Origin of the sequence: Muricoccus roseus, assembly GCF_900141905.1 — a bacterium.
GTDB classification, from domain to species: domain Bacteria; phylum Pseudomonadota; class Alphaproteobacteria; order Acetobacterales; family Acetobacteraceae; genus Roseomonas; species Roseomonas rosea.
This window is the reverse complement of sequence record NZ_FQZF01000040.1, coordinates 1-14,301: the sequence shown is the minus strand read 5'-3', so window position 1 is coordinate 14,301 and position 14,301 is coordinate 1. Positions and strand designations below refer to the sequence as shown.

General features: G+C 67.5%; 14 protein-coding genes and 2 pseudogenes. 8 read left to right on the top strand and 8 right to left on the bottom strand.

Going from position 1 to position 14,301, the window contains the following annotated elements:
- Nucleotides 1-224: 224 nt before the first annotated feature.
- Entirely contained in the window at nt 225-473 is a 249-nt protein-coding gene (locus BUB97_RS26025) for a hypothetical protein (RefSeq protein ID WP_139281438.1), read from the bottom strand.
- A gap of 204 nt (nt 474-677) precedes the next feature.
- Between BUB97_RS26025 and BUB97_RS22780 the strand changes: the two genes are divergently transcribed.
- Both BUB97_RS22780 and BUB97_RS22775 read left to right on the top strand, forming a co-directional pair.
- A complete protein-coding gene (locus BUB97_RS22780) occupies nt 678-1,409 on the top strand; it encodes a ParA family protein (protein ID WP_073139392.1) in 732 nt (243 codons plus the stop codon).
- The gene (locus BUB97_RS22775; RefSeq protein WP_073139390.1) at nt 1,406-1,708 is read left to right on the top strand and encodes a hypothetical protein; all 303 of its coding nucleotides are present in this window, start codon (nt 1,406-1,408) and stop codon (nt 1,706-1,708) included. The genes BUB97_RS22780 and BUB97_RS22775 overlap by 4 nt, the downstream gene beginning before the upstream one ends.
- A 353-nt stretch (nt 1,709-2,061) precedes the next feature.
- On the opposite strand, the gene BUB97_RS22765 is transcribed toward BUB97_RS22775, so the two are convergent.
- Genes BUB97_RS22765 through BUB97_RS26020 form a run of 3 tightly spaced genes read right to left on the bottom strand, consistent with a single transcriptional unit; the run spans nt 2,062 to nt 3,994 of the window.
- Nucleotides 2,062-2,658 (bottom strand): hypothetical protein, encoded by a 597-nt coding sequence (locus BUB97_RS22765; RefSeq protein WP_139281437.1) that lies wholly within the window; start codon nt 2,656-2,658, stop codon nt 2,062-2,064.
- Nucleotides 2,655-3,572, bottom strand: coding sequence for a DEAD/DEAH box helicase family protein (locus tag BUB97_RS22760; protein ID WP_073139381.1), 918 nt, complete (start codon nt 3,570-3,572; stop codon nt 2,655-2,657). Before BUB97_RS22760 ends, BUB97_RS22765 begins: the two co-directional genes overlap by 4 nt.
- Nucleotides 3,573-3,586: 14 nt before the next feature.
- Entirely contained in the window at nt 3,587-3,994 is a 408-nt protein-coding gene (locus BUB97_RS26020) for a hypothetical protein (RefSeq protein ID WP_139281436.1), read from the bottom strand.
- A 371-nt stretch (nt 3,995-4,365) separates the two neighbouring features.
- Here BUB97_RS26020 and BUB97_RS22755 point away from each other — a divergent pair, with 371 nt between their 5' ends.
- Both BUB97_RS22755 and mobF read left to right on the top strand, forming a co-directional pair.
- Nucleotides 4,366-4,677 carry a hypothetical protein gene (locus tag BUB97_RS22755; RefSeq protein ID WP_073139378.1) on the top strand — a complete coding sequence of 104 codons (312 nt, stop codon included), beginning with the start codon at nt 4,366-4,368 and terminating at the stop codon, nt 4,675-4,677.
- 12 nt (nt 4,678-4,689) lie between these two features.
- Nucleotides 4,690-9,321, top strand: coding sequence for a MobF family relaxase (mobF, locus tag BUB97_RS27340; RefSeq protein ID WP_073139376.1), 4,632 nt, complete (start codon nt 4,690-4,692; stop codon nt 9,319-9,321).
- Nucleotides 9,322-9,378: 57 nt separating this feature from the next.
- Here the strand turns inward: mobF and BUB97_RS26015 are convergent.
- Nucleotides 9,379-9,552: pseudogene (locus BUB97_RS26015) on the bottom strand (integrase core domain-containing protein); the annotation flags it as partial.
- A gap of 137 nt (nt 9,553-9,689) precedes the next feature.
- Between BUB97_RS26015 and BUB97_RS22740 the strand changes: the two are divergent.
- Genes BUB97_RS22740 through BUB97_RS22725 form a run of 4 tightly spaced genes read left to right on the top strand, consistent with a single transcriptional unit; the run spans nt 9,690 to nt 12,975 of the window.
- Nucleotides 9,690-9,974, top strand: a complete 285-nt coding sequence (locus BUB97_RS22740; protein ID WP_073139373.1) for a type II toxin-antitoxin system RelE/ParE family toxin — start codon at nt 9,690-9,692, stop codon at nt 9,972-9,974.
- A 14-nt stretch (nt 9,975-9,988) separates the two neighbouring features.
- A complete protein-coding gene (locus BUB97_RS22735; protein ID WP_073139370.1) occupies nt 9,989-10,306 on the top strand; it encodes a HigA family addiction module antitoxin in 318 nt (105 codons plus the stop codon).
- Between the two features lie 3 nt (nt 10,307-10,309).
- The gene (locus BUB97_RS22730) at nt 10,310-11,368 is read left to right on the top strand and encodes a restriction endonuclease (RefSeq protein WP_073139368.1); all 1,059 of its coding nucleotides are present in this window, start codon (nt 10,310-10,312) and stop codon (nt 11,366-11,368) included.
- Nucleotides 11,365-12,975: a DNA methyltransferase gene (locus BUB97_RS22725; RefSeq protein WP_338141793.1), complete on the top strand. Its 1,611-nt coding sequence runs from the start codon at nt 11,365-11,367 to the stop codon at nt 12,973-12,975. Before BUB97_RS22730 ends, BUB97_RS22725 begins: the two co-directional genes overlap by 4 nt.
- Here the strand turns inward: BUB97_RS22725 and BUB97_RS25645 are convergent.
- From BUB97_RS25645 to BUB97_RS27065, 3 genes and pseudogenes are all read right to left on the bottom strand, one after another.
- Nucleotides 12,965-13,737, bottom strand: a protein-coding gene (locus BUB97_RS25645; protein WP_139281435.1) for an IS5 family transposase whose coding sequence is annotated in 2 segments (ribosomal slippage) — nt 12,965-13,419 and nt 13,419-13,737 — 774 coding nt in all. Because the reading frame shifts where the segments join, the coding sequence is not laid out codon by codon here. The genes BUB97_RS22725 and BUB97_RS25645 overlap by 11 nt on opposite strands.
- Before the next feature lie 87 nt (nt 13,738-13,824).
- A complete protein-coding gene (locus tag BUB97_RS27500; RefSeq protein WP_408906151.1) occupies nt 13,825-13,941 on the bottom strand; it encodes an H-NS family nucleoid-associated regulatory protein in 117 nt (38 codons plus the stop codon).
- A gap of 49 nt (nt 13,942-13,990) precedes the next feature.
- A pseudogene (locus BUB97_RS27065) lies at nt 13,991-14,233 on the bottom strand (transposase); the annotation flags it as partial.
- Nucleotides 14,234-14,301: the final 68 nt, after the last annotated feature.

Below are 14,301 nucleotides of genomic sequence, written 5' to 3'. Positions count from 1 at the left end.
GGACAGCGGGCTGGCGCCCATCGCGGCGCGGGTGGAGCCGAAGGAACGAGAGGAACGGAGAAACGACATTGGGGAGCACCTTGCTCTAGCAGCCGAAGCGAAGCGCCTCGGCTGAGAAGGAGATTAGCCCCCCCCCCCGCTTTCCCCGTCAACGTTTTTAAATTGAAAAATTATTCTATCTCATGATGCTTCGGTGATTGGTTCGGATCGGCGTCGCCGAGCCGCTACTCGGCCGGCGCATTCTCGCTCTTGGTCGCGAGACCCGCGGCGATCATGCCGGCGATGATGGCTTGCGGAGTGACGTTGCGGCCCGTTTCCACCGAGCGGCGAGCGCTTTCCTCCATGAGCGCGAGCAGGTGCGCGCGGGGGATACGGAGCGTCAGTTGCGCCATGTCGCCGCCAGCCGGACGGCCAGGGCGACGCTTGACCGGGTTGCCGCTGGCTGCTGCGGCAGGATTGGAACTGTCCGACATGCTGGACTCCTAGGGAGTGCCCACGATGATTGGTCAATTAAGAAACTAAACAACCACGATGCCTCTTTGCCAGGAAGGATCATCGAACGCTCGTTAGTGAGAAGCGTATAGGTGTAATACGCTTTACCCTTGACGATTGTCGATGTAGTCAAGCCGTGTTGACGCTTGCTATCTTGACGTAGGGCGTCTGCGGTTGGAGCAACCATGTCGATTATCACCGTTGCCAGCTCGAAGGGTGGGCCAGGCAAGACAACGCTATCGCAGATCATCGCAGGCACCCTCGCGGCGCGGGGGGTTGGCGTTGCCGTGCTCGACGCCGACCCAACTGCCGGTCTGTCCCGGTGGGCGTCCAGGCTCTACGAGGGAGCCGCCTTCGTCTGTCACCACGAACCGGACGAGGCGAAGCTGGCCCATCTGATCCATCGAATGGCCCAGGAGGCTGAGGTGGTGGTGGTGGACACGGCCGGCTTCGGCAACCGCGCCGCGACCGTTGCCATGACCGCGGCAGACGGGGTGCTGATCCCGATGGTGCCGGGAGAGGGCGACGTGACCGAGGCTGCCCGCACCGTCGAACTGGTGGCCGGCGTCGCGTCGGCGGCCCGCCGTGAGATACCCGCCCGCGTCGTGCTCAACCGTGTGCGGTCCTCCACGGCACTCTCCAAGCACGCCGCCGCCGAGGCGGCGACGCTGCCGAAGCTGGCTACCACCCTCTCCGACCTCGTGGCTTACGGAGAGATGGGCTTCTCAGGGCGCATGCCGTCCGGGAAGGCGGGGGCAGAGGCGGCGGCCCTGGTGGACGAACTGCGGGAACTAGGGTGGCTGCCGGGCAAGCCCGTAGCAGTCGGGAAGAAAAAGGCGCCAAGCGCCAAGCTGCAAGACGCAAGTCCGAAAGACGTAAAGACGCAGGCCGCAAAGACACAGGAGCCGCACCGTTGAAGGGCCTCAAGAGCACCAGGCCGGCGCCGGCCATCTCTCCCGACGAGATGCTGCGCGCGGCTGGCGAGGCAGCACCGCAGCAGCCTCCGGCCATCGTCCAGCGCCAGGGAGACGACAGGCCGGCCGTCCTGTCCGTCCGGATGACCGAAGGCACTTTGGAAGCCCTTGCCCGCTTTGCGATCGACAAGGGCACGACGCAGCGTCGCGTAATCGCGGAAGCCTTGGCGAAGCATGGCGTGCAGGTTTCCAGCCACGACCTTGAGGAGCGGCCCCAGCCCAGGCGCCGCGGAAGAAGCTAGAGGCGTAAAGCGGTATTGCGTAAAGCAGTAAGACGCAAGACAGCTTTACGATTGTCAGTCATAGTCAATCCACATGCTGGGAATGCGGGTGCGCAGCCAAAGGCAAAGCAGCCCAACAGCCCCGCCACCCCAGATCATGCCGAGCGGTTCCAAGAGCGGTTGCCCGGCGTCGAGTGCGGACCGGATGCTCAAAAGGCCTGCGAAGGCGCAGACGATACCGAGGAAGCTCAGCCCGGCCAGCAAGCCCCTCGCTGGCCCCCGCGCCAGGTAGAGCAGCGGGGCAAGCAGCAGCTAAGCGACAGTGCAGAGTGCGGAGCCCACCCTGCGGATCGCCCATGGGAGGGGCATCGCTGCTACGAGCGCGGCCCGGCCGGCGCCATCGGGGGCTGCGCCTCGTCCAGCCACAGCGGCACGGCACAGGCCCGCCGGCCGGCGGCGTCGGCCCACACCGTTCGCCCCTCGCAGCGCGCCAGCAGGCCCACGAGGTCGTTGCGGCGGATGGCGTCAGCCCAGGCCCGCGCCGAGGTCGAGCCATCCGACAGCGCGGCGCGGATCACGCCCGTAGCCTCGCGCACTTCCGCCGTCTCCGTGGACCGTCCCCACAGGTAGCCCCCGCCCAGCGCCCCCAACAGCAGCACCGCCGCCCCGAGACCCGACAGCACGGCCAGGCGCCGGGACTGCGCGCCGGCTTGGCGCACGAAGTCGGCCCGGCACGCCTGCACGAGCTGGCGGGTCATTTCTGCCCGCGCTGAGGCGTCCATTGGCTGCCGGCTGGCCTCTGCGTGGTCCAGCACCTCGCCCATGGCACCGAGGCTGGCCCCGAATGCGTCGAGGACCGGGCCGAGCGGGTCGCCTTCCAGTTGCGCCTTCGACGCGGCCACGCGCAGATCGGCGCGGGCGCGGCCGATGGCCGCGCGCGGGTCGGAGGGTGCTGCAGCTGTTGTGTTCACGGGATCCACGAGCGGATCGGCAGCAGGGCCGCGGCCATGTCCGCCATCCACTTGCGGACGCGGGAGCGGTCGAAGGGGCCGAGGATGGCGCCGGGCTGGTCGGTCGGGGCCTGACCGTCACGGGCCTGGCCGAAGCGCAGCCGCTTGCCCTCGATCTCGGCCGCAACGCCCGCGTCCAGCCGCGGCATCCAGATCGTCACCGCCCCGCGCTCCACGGCGGTGCGAAATGCGCTGTGCCGCAGCACGCGGGCAAAGGCGTCCTCCCGCGGCATAGTGGGATCGGCCAAGCCGGCGTTGAGGATCAGAGCCGTGGCCTTGGGCTGGAAGCCCTGGGCCTCGTAGCCGGCCAGCACACCCAGGTCATCGACGCGCGGTGACAGAGTATAAAGTGCGACCGGCTGCACGCCGGATTCCTCCAGGCTGCCGGCCAGGTCGGGCACGTCTTCCAGCAGCTTGCCCATGCTCAGGTCGCCGCCGCCCATGTCGAGGAGGGCGCTCTGCTTCTCGGCCATGACGAAGCCGAGCAGTTCTTCCGCCCAGCGGGCGACCCCCACGGGATCGGTCGTGTCGGGCTGCGCCACGTCGTTGACGAAGCTGGCGAGCGAACGGTTCTGCGGGTCGAGCGCCGCGGCGATGGGCGCCGGCTTCCCGGGGCGGGCCTCCTCCAGGATATATCGCAGCAGCGTGGTCTTGCCGCTGCGGCCGGGCCCCATGACGAACAGGGCCTTGGGACCATCACCCAGGTCCACGGCCGGGGCGGTGGGCAGGGCCATCGCGGCGTCCTCGCGGGGGCGGGCGGCCGGACCGACCGGGATTTCCCGTTCGCCCTCGATGGAGCGGGCGCGGCCGAACAGGCGAGGGCCGGTCGCGGGGGAGGGGGCGGGCTGAGGCGCCGCGGTCGGGGTGCTTTTCATGACTGGTCCTCTGGTCATTTCAGGGATGCGGGCTTGAACCGAGGCGGCGGCTTCGGATCGAAGGCGCCTTCCATCGGGTCGAAGTGCGCGGGAGCTGGCGACTGCGGTGCCGCGTCGGGGGCAGGCTGCGGCCGGGAGGTCAGCACGGGTACCGGTGCCGGGCGGGTGCCCGTGACCGGACCCGACCGCACCCGGTACCAAGCTTGCCGGGCGGTGCCGGCGGTGGGTGATCGGCCGGCAGCATCCCGCACGCCGAGGTCGGAAAGGACCTTGGCGACGGCGGCCCAACGTGGACGGCTGACGGCGAATCTCGCCTCCAACAGGACCCGGTGTTGCCGCAGCCAGTCGTAAAGGGGTGAGCGCCCTTCCATGGCGTCCAGGGCCGCGCGGACGCGGGCCGCTTCGCCCTCTTCATCCTTCATGTCCATCCTGACCCGCAGAGCCATTCGCAGCCCGGTTAGACAGGAGGCCGAGACACTTGTTCGTGAAAAACACCCGATAAAACCTCGTCGGAAGTCACACAGTCAGTGAGCATCGGAGAATCATAATTGTAAAAACGGTATTTTGCGAGACCAATTAGAGACGGTCTGAGCCACGACCGCGACGAGGGCCGCTACAGGCTGCTTGCAACTCGCGACGGAAGTGACGCCAAAGCGTGACAAAGGTGCTTCGAGGGCGGGGTAGGGGGGATAGGAGAAGGTCACTACAGACCAATGCACCCTAGAAGGATGCCCATCTTGCCCGTGCCGGGCGACCTCGGGATGGTGCCGAACGACCACTTGGAGAGCCCGCCATGTCCGACCCGATCGCCGCCGAGATCGCCCGGTTGAACAGCACCGTCGAGACCCTGACCCAAGGGCTGCGGATGATGGTGGAGACACAGGCCACCCACACCGAAATGCTGCAAGCCATCCTTGAGGCGGCGACCGAGGAAGCCGGCGAGAGCCCGCTGCCGGGCTTGCTGACGCAGATCGTGGAACGCCTGGACGAGCAGACTGGAATCCTGCACCGCATCGAGGCTGTGGCCGGCGGTGGGCCGGTGGAGGATGCCCAGGACGACGAGGGCCACGCCGGCCGGCGGCCGGGGCCGCTGTCGCAGCAGTAGCAGGCCCGGCCGGTGCTGACCTTCCGCAAGGGCGCGGCCACCGTCACCCCTGGCGGTGCGCGGGCGATGGCCGATCACCTGATGGAAGAAACCCTCTCGCCCGAAGCCGTGGCGATGGGGGACTACTACACCCGGAACCGGGCGGCCGAGCTGGGGGCAGGGAAGGGACCGGACGGCGAGCCGGGACCGGAAGCGCCGCGCCGGGGCACTCGGCCGCAGCCGCGGCGAGACATGCACCCCGGTCTGGCGGCGGCGCTGGGATTGGACCCGCACGGCACGCCGACCGTGGAGCAGGTCAGTCAGATCCTCGCCGGTCGGCGGGCGGACGGGGGCGAGCTGGCGACGAACGAGGCCGCGACCACGCGCAGTGTCAGCTACATCGACCTGTGTTTCTCGGCGCCCAAGAGTGTCAGCCTGGCGTGGGCGTTCGCCCCGACCGAGGCCGAGCGGGCGACCATTCTCCAGGCGCACCGGGACGCGGTTGACGCCTCGCTGCGCTACGTCGCCCGGGAAATCGGCCAGGTCCGCCGCGGCAAGGCCGGCAGCGGAGGCACCGAGGCCGGGCACATCGCGTGGATCGGCTTCGAGCACTTCACCGCCCGCCCGACCGCGAGCGTGGTCGTCACCGACCAGAGGACGGGCGAGAACCGCACCGAGTTCTTCACCCTCCGCATGGAGCGCGATCCCTCGGGGGCAGGGGACCCGCAGCTCCACACCCATTGCGCGGTGCCCAATCTGGTCCTGACGGACGGCGGACATCTCGGCGCCCTGGACCTCAACCCGACCCGGACGCGCATTCACGAGTTCGGCGCCTTCTACCAGGCGCAGATCGCGGCGAACCTGCGCCGCGTCGGGGTGGCAGTGGAGCTGGAGGAACGCACCGGCATGGCCCGCCTGCCGGCCATCCCGGAGGCGGTCTGCGAGGCGTTCAGCAAGCGCACCCGCGACGGCACCGAGGCGGCGCGCGAGGAGGCGGCGAAGCGCGGTCTTGATTGGGACGCCATGACGCCGGACATGCAGGTGGACTTCCTCAAGGGCGGCACGAAGGCGGCCCGTAAGAGCAAGGCGGACGACCTCAGCGACTTTGCCGCCTGGCGCGGCCAGGCCGCGGCCGTCGGCTGGCAGCACCGTGGCGTCGTGGCGCCACAGCGCCAGGCCGCCGAGGCGCCACGGGAGCAGAGCCGGGCGGCCCGCCTGGAAGCCGGCTACGAGGCGGCCTTGCCCTTCCTCGAAGCCGAGTTCTCCTGCGCTTCCGTGCTCAACGGGGCGGACCTGCGCGCCGCGGCGGCCCGCGCCCTGATCGCCGCCGGCATGACGCCAGGGGCAGACGGTGGCCGGGCCGACGTGGACGCCCTGACGCGGACCATGCGCGAGCGCGGGGTGCGCCAGGATGGCCAGCTCACGGGGCTGGTGTGGGGGCGCGACGGCGAGCGCGACGAGGTGAAGGTGACGACGGCGCTGCACGTCGCCCAGGAGGGCGAGGCCGTGGCGCTGGCCAAGGCTGCCGCGGCGGATCGCAGCCGTGCTCTGTCCCCCGCCGCCCTGGCCGCTGCGGTGGAGCGCAGCGGCTTGGACTTTGGTGATGACCACGGGAAGGCCCAGCACGCGGCCATGCTGCGCCTCGGCACGGGCGGTGCCGTGGGCGTGGCGGTGGGTGTGGCCGGGTCGGGCAAGACCGCCCTGTTGCGCCCGCTGGTGGATGCCTGGAAGGCCCAAGGGGACAACGTGGTGGGCGTGGCCATCGCCTGGCGCCAGGCCGAGCCGCTGAAGGAGGCCGGCGTGGGCAGCGTCGCCGCCCTGACCGGCTTCCTGCACGGGGTCAAAGCCGGTCGCATCTCGGTCGGGACGCGGACAGTGGTGGTGGTGGACGAGCTGGGGCAGGTGGGCGCTCGGCAGATGCTGGAGTTGCTGCGGCTGCGCGAGCAGCACGGGTTCCGCATCGTCGCGGTTGGTGACGACAAGCAATGCCAGGGCATTGAGGCTGGGCCGGTGGTCAACCTCATGCGCCGGGCGCTGGGACCAGAGGCGGTGCCGGAAATCCTCACCACGCGCCGGCAGCGCACGGAGCGCGAGCGCGAGATCGCCGGGCTGTTCCGCGACGGCAAGGCGGCCGAGGCGCTGGCCATGAAGCGCGAGGATGGCACGGCCGAGGCGGTGCCGGGGGGCTACGACGACGCCGTGCGGCGGGTGGCCGAGCTATGGCGGCAGCGGCGCGAGGCGAACGCCGGGGATGCGGGGTTCTCGATCAGCGTCACGGCGCCGACGAACGCGGACGCCCGCGCCGTGTCGCTCGCGCTGCGCGAGGAACGCCGGGCGATGGGCGAGCTGGGGGCGGACGTGTTCAGCGTGCGCGCGACCGACCAGGCCGGCGCTGCCTACAATCTCACCCTGGCGCCGGGCGACCGGGTGCGGCTGTTCGACCGCCTCAACGCCCGCTTCCTTGACGGCGGCCGGGGTAACATCGGCAACAACGGCAGCGTGCTCGAGGTCCGCGACGTGACCGCAGACGGGATCGTGCTGCGGACGGCCGCGGGCCGCGACGGCGCGGTGTCGTGGGAAAGCCTGGCGGACAAGAAGAACGGCCGCACGCGGCTGGCGCCGGGTGACGTGCTGACCATCGACGCGGCGCAGGGGATCACCAGCAGCGAGCACATCAACGCCATGCCGGCGGGATCGGCGGGGGTGCAGGGCTTTAAGGGCTACACGGCCGAGAGCCGGCACAAGGATTCCGCCTTCCTCATCACCTCGGACGGGGCTGAGCGGCGCGAGGTGATGGTGCGCCGGGCGCTGGGGGATGCCCGGCCGGTGGGCGAGGGCGATGTATGGGAGAACGTGGCGCGGAACCTGGCGCGTCAGCCGGCGAAGGCGTCGGCGCTCGACTTCATGGATCGCGCTCGAGATATCGGCCGCAGCGCCGCGCACGCCATGCAGGCCGGGTTCCGCCGGGCCGAGGCGCGCGAGGTGGCCGGCGAGCCGCGGGCGACGCTGGGGGCACAGCTCCGCGACCGCCGTGACGGCCGGGCGGTGGGCCAGGCGGTGGAGCGGCTGCGGCAGGCGCTCGATGCCCGCTGGCAGGCGGTGCGCGAGCTGGCCGAGCGGCTGCGACGGGCCGGTGGAACCGTTCTGCAGGACCGCGGACGCGAGGACCGGTGGCCGGCCGAGGGCGAGGCCAGGGCCGTGCGCGACCGGGCGCGCGACAACCGGGCGCAGAGCCGGGCGGCGGCCGAGCGGCACCGGGCGCCCCGGCCAAAGCAGGCTGACCAAGCGCGGCCGGTGGATGCGGCGGCCTACTGGCGACGGACAGCGGCAGGAGCGAAGGGAGCACCGCGGCCGAGCGTGCGGCGGGCGGCGCAGAGGAAGCGCGAGGAGGGCGCTGTGGCTGCGGTCGCGGATCGCCTGGCGCTGGCCCTGGACGAGCGCGGGGCGGTGCTGGCGGGCATGGGGCAGGGCAGGGGCCAGAAGCCCGCCCAGGCGGCCCAGGAGCCGCGCCAGGGCCGCGACGGGGTGCAGGCTCCCGCCCGCCCGGTAGAGCCTGCCCAGAGCATTCCCGCGCCTGCCCCGCGAGCTGCCGCAGCTCCAGGGCGACGTGAGGCGCCGCGCTTCATGGAGGCCGACGCAGCGGCAGACTTCGCCGTGGCGTTGCACCGGGCCGGGCTGCGCGTGGCCGGGCCGGTGGAGATGGACGGGAAAATGCATCGGGTTCCCGTGGAGAGGGACCGGAAGGGGCAGAAGTCGGGAACCTACGTCGGGCACCTCGACGGCTGGCCGGCGGGCTACATCCGCAACCACAAGACCGGGACCGAGATCCGCTGGAAGGCCGAGCGGCCCGTGGCGCAGATGGCACCGGCTGAGCGGGCGACGTTCGCGGCCGAGGCGGCGGCCCGCTCCGCGGAGCGGGCGCGGGAGCGCCACGACACCCAGGAGCGGGCGGCGAGGATGGCGCATCGGCTATGGGCCGCGGCGGCGCCGGCGACCTCGCACCCCTATCTCGCGGCCAAGGGGGTGCGGGCGCACGGGTTGCGGCAGGACCGGCGCGGCCGGCTGCTGGTGCCGGTGCAGGGAGCGGACGGGCGGCTTTGGGGCGTGCAGCGGGTAGACGTGGACGGGTCCAAGCTGTTCCTGAAAGGCGCCAGAACCGAGGGCGGGCACGCGCTGATTGGCGGCCGGCCGAGGCCGGGTGAGCCCCTGCTCATAGCCGAGGGCTACGCCACGGGGGCGACGCTGCACGAGGCGACAGGCCTGCCGGTGGCCGTGGCCTTCAACGCCGGGAACCTGGCGGCCGTGGCGAAGGCATACCGGGCGGCCGACCCGTCGCGGCTCATCGTCATCGCGGGAGATAACGACCACCACTTGCCGCGGCGGGCGGTGCCACTGCCGAACGTAGGCAAGGAGAAAGCCGAGGCCGCCGCGAAGGCCGTGGGCGGCGCTGCGGCAGTGCCGTTCTTCCCGAGCGGGGATCGGGGCAGCGACTGGAACGACTTGGCGCGTCGCCAGGGACATCAGTCTGTCGCCGCGGCGGTGCGGGGCGTGCTTGATCACCTGCAACGGGTGGCGGCGGATCGGGTGGAGCTGGCCGCTGCGGCAGCGACAGCGGCGACTGAACGGCAGGAGCAGGAAGTACGCGCGCGTGGTCTGCGTATGTGACCCTTGTGGATGAGCTAGGCGGACCGGCAAGAAAGCTTCTTGATGGAGTGCTCCCCATCAAACTGGACACCCGGCTGGAGCGGACGACTGACTGGCGATGAGCTCACGGGGCGAGAGCATGCGCAAGCCAGAGTGAGGGTGGACGGCGTTGTAGTCCTCGAACCAAGCAGGGAGCTGTTGGAGGACGGTGATGGCGTCAGGCCGGGGGTTCACCCAGGCGTAGTCGCGTTTAGCGGCCAGAAGGTCGTCATCGCCCTCGCGGCGGTAAGACCCACGAGAGCGGCCAAGGCGCCCGAAATTTCCATCGAGGGGGGACAGCAGTTTGATGTACGCTTGACGTCAAACATCAAACCTGTTATGCTGGCCAAGTGATTTTGGGATATCGCGACAAACGAACGGCCCAGTTCGCGGCCGGGGAGCGGGTCGCGGCCTTTTCCGGGTTCGAGCGGCAGGCTTACCGGCGGCTGGACATCCTGGCCGCCGCCATCAGCCTCGCCGACCTGCGCGGCATCCCGAGCAACCGGCTTGAAGCCTTGAGAGGCGACCGGGCCGGCCAGTTTTCGATCCGGATCAACCAGCAATGGCGCATCTGTTTCGAATGGCCGCTGGACGCATCCGGCCCGTCGAACGTCGAAATCGTAGACTACCACTGAAGGAGGACCGCACCATGAGCAGACCGCCCATCCATCCCGGTGAGATCCTCGCCGAAGAGCTGGACGAGCTTGGCGTCTCGCCGACCGAGCTGGCCCGTCAGATCAACGTGCCGGCCAACCGCGTCTCGCAGATCATCAACGGCAAGCGCGCCATCACCGGCGACACCGCCCTTCGCCTCGGCCACTGGTTCCAGACCTCGGCCGAATTCTGGCTCAACCTGCAATCGGCCTATGACCTCCGACTCGCTGAAAAGGCGGCCGGTGAAGAGATCGGCGCGTTGCCGGTCAGGCCAGAGAACAAGCCCCACCCTGAACAGCCAAGGCTGGTGTGACCCTTGGCGCGTCTGTGGCTTGTACGTGCGGGGAAAAATGGCGAGCGCGAGACGGCGGCGATCTCGCAAAGCGTGCTCGCGCCCGGCTTCATCGAAGTCGCCGACCTGACCCCCGCCAAGGATCGGGACGCCGTTCTCGTCAAAATCACCGAGGCGTTGCCGAGCGAAGGCCTGAACACGCGCAAGAACTTTGCGGCACAGCTCAACCAGTTCCGCAACACGATTGCGATCGGCGACCTGGTGGTGATGCCCCGGAAGCTGACGCCCGGCGTGGCGATCGGCCGCGTTACCGGACCATATGCGTACAGCGATGATCCGGCCCTGCGCCATGTCCGCTCCATCGAATGGAAGCGCGTCGATCTGCCCCGCACCGCGATAAAGCAGGATTTGCGGTTCTCGCTCGGCGCGTTCATGACGATTTGCGAGATTTCCCGCAACGAAGCCCTGAAGCGCATACAGGCAGTCATCGAGACTGGCAAAGACCCAGGTCCCTCGCTTGCTATTCCCAAGCCCAGCAAGCCTTCACCGGTGGCCACGGATGAGGTGGAGGATGCGGAGGATGCGCCAACCGATATCGAAGACCTCGCCAATCAACAGCTCATCGCGCTTATAAAGTCCGAGTTTGCCGGCCATGCGCTCGCCCAGCTCGTTGGCGAAATCCTTGAAGCTGATGGCTATAGCGTTCGTGTCTCGCCACCTGGCCCGGATAACAGCCGCGACATCCTCGCGGCCGATGGCGCCCTTGGCTTCGGCGAGCGCCGTATCTGCGTCCAGGTAAAATCGGGCGACAAGCCTGCCGATAATGCAGTGGTCCTAAGCCTTCAGGGCGCGATGACGAATGCGAAAGCCGCGACGGGTCTTCTGGTGTCCTTGTCCGGCGTGACGCCTCCGGCACAAAAGATCCTCGACGATAATTTTTTCACGCTGCGCCTTTGGCAAATGCCGGACCTGCTGAATGCCTTGTTCAGGACGTATCACCGGCTTCCAGATGAGACGCGCGCCAGGTTGCCTCTGAAGCAAATCTGGATTCCTGTTGGGCGCGATGAGGGCGGAGAAGCATGAACGCCGTTGAAATCGAGCAGGCTGTCTCGGAGCTTGCTGACAGCACCTTTGATGCCGCGGAGTTCCCGTTCGCCTTCCTGAGGGCATTCGGCAACAAAGATGCGACGATCAAGCGCCTGCGCACAGGTGGCTATAACAAGTCCGATATAGGCGGCGTCCTTCAGACGAACAATATTCACATCAAGGTCTGCCTGCCCGGCGCGGTCGGTGACACGCTGCGCGCTTTACGGGAAAGCCCGGCCACAACCCGAGCCAAAGCCAAATTCATCCTCGCGACGGACGGACAGGAACTGCAAGCGGAAAGCCTTTTCGAAAACGATCCGCCTGTCATCTGCGATTATAAGGATTTTCCCGACCATTTCGGGTTTTTTCTCGCGCTCGCCGGCATCACGACCGTCCGTCAGATCCGCGAAAGCGCTTTTGACATCAAGGCGACCGGCCGCCTGAATCGCCTCTATATCGAGCTGCTGAGGGATAATCCAGATTGGGGCACGGCTGCGCGCCGTGCCGACATGAACCACTTTATGGCACGGCTGATTTTCTGCTTCTTCGCCGAAGATACCGATATTTTCGCTAAGCCCGATATGTTTACGGATACGGTCGCGCAGATGAGCGCGAAAGACTCGTCCGACACGCACCAAGTCATCGGTGAGCTGTTCCGCGCCATGAACACAAAGCTGAAGGACCGCGAAACGGCCGGGATCGTCCGATGGGCGAACCTGTTCCCCTATGTCAATGGCGGGCTGTTTTCAGACAGTGTGGACGTGCCGCGCTTCAGCCGCATTGCCCGCTCCTACTTGATCAATATCGGTAATCTCGATTGGAAGAAGATCAACCCCGATATTTTCGGCTCGATGATTCAGGCTGTCGCAGACGATGAGGAACGTGGCGCGCTCGGCATGCATTACACGAGCATGCCGAACATCCTGAAAGTATTAAACCCGCTTTTCCTAGATGAGCTGCGAGCCAGGTTGGAAGAGGCTGGAAATAACAGTCGAACTCTACTCAATCTTCGCCGGCGAATGGCAAAGATCAGGGTCTTCGATCCAGCCTGCGGTTCAGGCAATTTTCTTGTGATTGCATATAAGCAGATGCGAGAGATTGAAGCTGAGATCAACCGCCGACGCAGCGAACCCGACCGCCGCAGTGATATCTCGCTAAGAAATTTCCGAGGTATCGAGCTTCGGGGCTTTCCTGCCGAGATCGCGCGTCTAGCACTCATTATCGCCGAGTATCAGTGTGACGTGCTGTATCGCGGGCAGAAAGAGGCTCTAGACGAATTCTTGCCACTTGATGCCATGAATTGGATTGTTTGTGGCAATGCACTGCGTCTCGACTGGCTCAGCATCTGCCCGGTGGAAGGAACCACCGTAAAGCTCAATGCTGATGATCTGTTCCATACACCGTTAGATCAGGCTCAAATTGACTTCGAAAACGAGGGCGGCGAGACATATATCTGTGGAAATCCCCCTTATAAGGGAAGTCAGAGTCAGACGGATGATCAGAAGTGGGATTTGGAAAACACTTTTAGTGCTTATACAGAGAAGTGGAAGTCCCTTGACTATGTGTCGGGCTGGTTTTTGAAGCTAGGGCCTGTTAGCGCCTGATCCAGTCGAGTGTGGCGGCGAGGTGGAGGACGCCGAGGAAAGACGAGGCAGTTTTCTCGTAGCGCGTCGCCACGGCGCGCCACTCCTTGAGCCTGGCCCAGAGGCGTTCGACACGGTTGCGGTTGTTGTAGATCCAGTCTGGACAGGCGACTGGGGCCTCGTTCCTCTTGGGCGGTATCGCGGGACGTGCGCCGAGGTCCCAGACGTGCTCGCGGAAGGCATGGCTGGAGTAGCCGCGGTCGCCCACCACCCAGAGCGGCACGCCGGGAAGCGTGGCGAGGAGGGGCGCGGCGTGGGGCAGTTCGTGCGCTTGCCCCGGCGCCAGTGAGAAGGCGACGGCGCGGCCTGCGCTGTCCGCGATCACGCAGATCTTGGTGCCGAAGCCGCCACGAGAGCGACCAAGTGCCTCACGCTCGTCCCGCTCCGCCGCTGTCGCGCCTTTTTGGCCGCCCCGGCGGCCTTGGCGTGCGCCCGCACGGAGGTGCCGTCGAGGAAGGTCATGCCGAGCCCCATGCCTCGGTCCTGCGCCATGCTCAGCAGGCGCTTCCAGACGCCCAGGCGCGACCAGCGTATGAAGGTCTGTGCGGCCATCCACCAGGGCCCCTCCTCCACCGGCAGGGCCCGCCACTTCGCGCCGTTGTCGTGCCGCCAGAGAATGGCCCCGATGGTCCGGCGCAGGTGCTGAGGTGGTACCTTGGCCTGCGGGCGGCAGGCCTCGACAAGAGGCTCCAGCACCGCCCACTGCTCATCCGTCAGCGCCATCCCGTTCTCCAGAAAGCCAGAGAACGCACGCACCTTGCCAAGGATTCAGGCGCTAACAGGCCCTAGAACTAAACAACAATATCGTGATTAGGTCTCAACCAAAACTTCTTTTTTCTTCCGACCTTTGGCTTCCGCGACCTGCAACCATTTCGGCAAACGGCCCCGGCCGCTCCACGCCTCGCCGTTTGGCCCCCTGAACTTCACCGGCAGCGTGCCGCCCGTCTCCTTCCAAGCTGCCTTCCCAACCCTCGGCCACGAGCGCCGCCTCAAGCGGCTCCATGTCCCAGGTTCCGCCCGCGATGAAGTGGTGCAGGGCGTCGTGGCTCGGCAGCCCCAGGCGCTCAGCCATCGGCTGGACGCTCTTGCGCTCGCCCGGCCTGATCAAGCCTGCGACGTAGAGCGGGTACATCGCCCGCCCCGCCGGGTGCCCGAGTGCCTCCAGGAACGGCGACGGCCAGCCAAAGTAGTGCTTCCGTAATGGGCCTTCGGGCGTCAAGCCCCTCGAGTGAGTACCACGTCGCCGGTGTCATGCTTCCGTCCGTGGTCGGCACGAGGCCGCCACAT

What these genes read in the sequence shown, in the direction of transcription:
- BUB97_RS26025 (WP_139281438.1), bottom strand. Translation starts at nt 473, where the DNA reads ATGTCGGACAGTTCCAATCCTGCCGCAGCAGCCAGCGGCAACCCGGTC.
- BUB97_RS22780 (WP_073139392.1), top strand. Translation starts at nt 678, where the DNA reads ATGTCGATTATCACCGTTGCCAGCTCGAAGGGTGGGCCAGGCAAGACA.
- BUB97_RS22760 (WP_073139381.1), bottom strand. Translation starts at nt 3,572, where the DNA reads ATGAAAAGCACCCCGACCGCGGCGCCTCAGCCCGCCCCCTCCCCCGCG.
- BUB97_RS26020 (WP_139281436.1), bottom strand. Translation starts at nt 3,994, where the DNA reads ATGAAGGATGAAGAGGGCGAAGCGGCCCGCGTCCGCGCGGCCCTGGAC.
- BUB97_RS22755 (WP_073139378.1), top strand. Translation starts at nt 4,366, where the DNA reads ATGTCCGACCCGATCGCCGCCGAGATCGCCCGGTTGAACAGCACCGTC.
- BUB97_RS22735 (WP_073139370.1), top strand. Translation starts at nt 9,989, where the DNA reads ATGAGCAGACCGCCCATCCATCCCGGTGAGATCCTCGCCGAAGAGCTG.
- BUB97_RS22725 (WP_338141793.1), top strand. Translation starts at nt 11,365, where the DNA reads ATGAACGCCGTTGAAATCGAGCAGGCTGTCTCGGAGCTTGCTGACAGC.